Origin of the sequence: Aquipuribacter nitratireducens (assembly GCF_037860835.1) — a bacterium.
In the GTDB taxonomy this organism is placed as follows: domain Bacteria; phylum Actinomycetota; class Actinomycetes; order Actinomycetales; family JBBAYJ01; genus Aquipuribacter; species Aquipuribacter nitratireducens.
Window position 1 is genome coordinate 1 of the sequence record NZ_JBBEOG010000019.1, and the last position, 3673, is coordinate 3673.

Genomic DNA, 3673 nt, shown 5'->3' on the forward strand with positions numbered 1-3673 from the left:
CACAGAGGCCGCCCCCGTGGGGGGCGGCCTCTGTGTGAAGTGTGTCCGGCGGTGTCCTACTCTCCCACGCGGTGTCCCACGCAGTACCATCGGCGCAGAAGGGCTTAGCTTCCGGGTTCGGAATGGGACCGGGCGTTTCCCCTTCGCCATGACCGCCGAAACTCTGTCGAGATGTCAACCGGGCACACCCACCTGCTGTGGGTGTGTGCCTGGTGTTCTCGGGAACCGCACAGTGGACGCGAACGCAATCTAGGAGTGCCAACCTCCCACCGGCCGGCTCCGAGGAGCAGGCGGGGGGTGTGGGCAAGTCATCGGCTTATTAGTACCGGTCAGCTGCACGTGTTACCACGCTTCCACTTCCGGCCTATCAACCCAGTCGTCTAGCTGGGAGCCTCTCGGCCTCGAAGGCCATGGAGATCTCATCTTGAAGCAGGCTTCCCGCTTAGATGCTTTCAGCGGTTATCCCTTCCCAACGTAGCTAATCAGCGGTGCCCTTGGCAGGACAACTGACACACCAGAGGTTGGTCCGTCCCGGTCCTCTCGTACTAGGGACAGCCCTTCTCAAATCTCCGACGCGCACAGCGGATAGGGACCGAACTGTCTCACGACGTTCTAAACCCAGCTCGCGTGCCGCTTTAATGGGCGAACAGCCCAACCCTTGGGACCGACTCCAGCCCCAGGATGCGACGAGCCGACATCGAGGTGCCAAACCATGCCGTCGATATGGACTCTTGGGCAAGATCAGCCTGTTATCCCCGGGGTACCTTTTATCCGATGAGCGACCGCGTTTCCATTCACCACGGCCGGGTCACTAGTTCCGACTTTCGTCCCTGCTCGACATGTCTGTCTCGCAGTCAAGCTCCCTTGTGCACTTACACTCGACACCTGATTGCCAACCAGGCTGAGGGAACCTTTGAGCGCCTCCGTTACATTTTAGGAGGCAACCGCCCCAGTTAAACTACCCACCAGGCACTGTCCCTGATCCGGATGACGGACCTAGGTTAGATGTCCAGAACGACCAGAGTGGTATTTCAACGATGACTCCACGACCACTGGCGTGACCGCTTCACTGTCTCCCACCTATCCTACACAAGCCGTCCCGAACACCAATACCAAGCTATAGTAAAGGTCCCGGGGTCTTTCCGTCCTGCTGCGCGTAACGAGCATCTTTACTCGTAGTGCAATTTCGCCGGGTCTGCGGTTGAGACAGTGGAGAAGTCGTTACGCCATTCGTGCAGGTCGGAACTTACCCGACAAGGAATTTCGCTACCTTAGGATGGTTATAGTTACCACCGCCGTTTACTGGCGCTTAAGTTCTGGGCTTTGCGCTTGCGCGCTGACCCGTCCCCTTAACGTTCCAGCACCGGGCAGGCGTCAGTCCGTATACAGCGTCTTACGACTTAGCACGGACCTGTGTTTTTAGTAAACAGTCGCTTCTCCCTGGTCTCTGCGGCCATCAGCGCTCTCACGCCTTTGGCCCCCCTTCTCCCGAAGTTACGGGGGCATTTTGCCGAGTTCCTTAACCACAGTTCACCCGATCGCCTCGGTATTCTCTACCTGACCACCTGAGTCGGTTTGGGGTACGGGCGGCTCGGACCTCGCGTCGAAGCTTTTCTCGGCAGCATAGGATCACCCGTCTTCGCGCATACGCGCTCACCATCAGGCCTCAGGCTCGTGCTCACGGCACAGCAGCGCGGATTTACCAACACTGCGCCCTCGGACCCTTGGACGTGGACAACCATCGCCACGCGGCGGCTACCTTCCTGCGTCACTCCTGTTAACACGCTTACCTACTACGGCTCTGGGTCGCGCGCTCCACCCGCTCCCACGCAAGCGCGGGAACAGGCTTCAGGCGCTCAGCATCGGCCAGTTCGGTATGGGCGGTCCTTCGCCGGTACGGGAATATCAACCCGTTGTCCATCGACTACGCCTGTCGGCCTCGCCTTAGGTCCCGACTTACCCAGGGCGGATTAACCTGGCCCTGGAACCCTTGGTCATTCGGCGGCAGAGTTTCTCACTCTGCTTTCGCTACTCATGCCTGCATTCTCACTCGTGTGCCGTCCACGACTGGGTCACCCCGCCGCTTCACCCGGCACACGACGCTCCCCTACCCATCCACACCCCTGCACACCCACCACGAAGGCGGGCACGAGGGCAACGCGTGAATGTCACGGCTTCGGCGGTGTGCTTGAGCCCCGCTACATTGTCGGCGCGGAATCACTTGACCAGTGAGCTATTACGCACTCTTTCAAGGGTGGCTGCTTCTAAGCCAACCTCCTGGTTGTCTGGGCAACTCCACATCCTTTTCCACTTAGCACACGCTTAGGGGCCTTAGCCGGTGATCTGGGCTGTTTCCCTTTCGACTACGGAGCTTATCCCCCGCAGTCTCACTGCCCCGCTCTCACTTACCGGCATTCGGAGTTTGGCTGACGTCAGTAACCTGGTGAGGCCCATCAGCCATCCAGTAGCTCTACCTCCGGCAAGAAACACGGGACGCTGCACCTAGATGCATTTCGGGGAGAACCAGCTATCACGAAGTTTGATTGGCCTTTCACCCCTACCCACAGCTCATCCCCCAGGTTTTCAACCCTGGTGGGTTCGGGCCTCCACGCCGTCTTACCGGCGCTTCACCCTGGCCATGGGTAGATCACTTCGCTTCGGGTCTAGAGCACGCGACTCAACCGCCCTGTTCGGACTCGCTTTCGCTACGGCTTCCCCACACGGGTTAACCTCGCCACGCACCACTAACTCGCAGGCTCATTCTTCAAAAGGCACGCCGTCACCACCCACACGAGGCAGGCTCGGCTCCGACGGCTTGTAAGCACACGGTTTCAGGTACTATTTCACTCCCCTCCCGGGGTACTTTTCACCATTCCCTCACGGTACTGATCCGCTATCGGTCACCAGGAAGTATTTAGGCTTACGAGATGGTCCTCGCAGATTCGCACGGGATTTCTCGGGCCCCGTGCTACTTGGGATCCCTCCAGGGCCGCCATGCCATTTCGCCTACGGGGGTGTCACCCACTGTGCCGGACCTTCCCAAGTCCTTCGGCTATGACACGAACGTCACCCTGACCGTCCGGCAGAACGATCCAGGAGGTCCCACGACCCCGCCCACGCAACCCCTGCCGGGTGTCACACGTGAACGGTTTAGCCTCATCCGCTTTCGCTCGCCACTACTCACGGAATCGCGGTTGCTTTCTCTTCCTGCGGGTACTGAGATGTTTCACTTCCCCGCGTGCCCTCCACACACCCTATACATTCAGGTGCGGGTGACCAGACATGACTCTGGCCGGGTTGCCCCATTCGGAAATCCTCGGATCACAGTTCGGTTACCAACTACCCGAGGCTTATCGCAGGTTCCTACGTCCTTCATCGGCTCCTGATGCCAAGGCATCCACCGTGTGCCCTTACAAACTTGACCACAGAAACACGCACCCACCACCCAGGGACCGACCACAGCCAACACGACCGGAAGCCGACCACCAGGAATGAGCACGCGATCAAAAATTGACACTAAAGATGCTCGCGTCCACTGTGCAGTTCTCAAGAAACCAGGAGCACCCACCAGCACACCCCGCACCAGACCCCACCCCCACCACACCCACGACAACCCCGAAAGGCCACCACAGACACAGCAGACACGAGCGGTATACGGAACCAGCGGTCCCCA

General features: G+C 59.4%; 2 rRNA genes. Both read right to left on the bottom strand.

Features of this window, described 5'->3' with window-relative positions:
• Positions 1–43 precede the first annotated feature (43 nt).
• Positions 44–160 (bottom strand): 5S ribosomal RNA (gene rrf, locus WAB14_RS18130).
• A 139-nt stretch (positions 161–299) separates the two neighbouring features.
• Positions 300–3424, bottom strand: a 23S ribosomal RNA gene (locus WAB14_RS18135).
• Between the last annotated feature and the right edge of the window lie 249 nt (positions 3425–3673).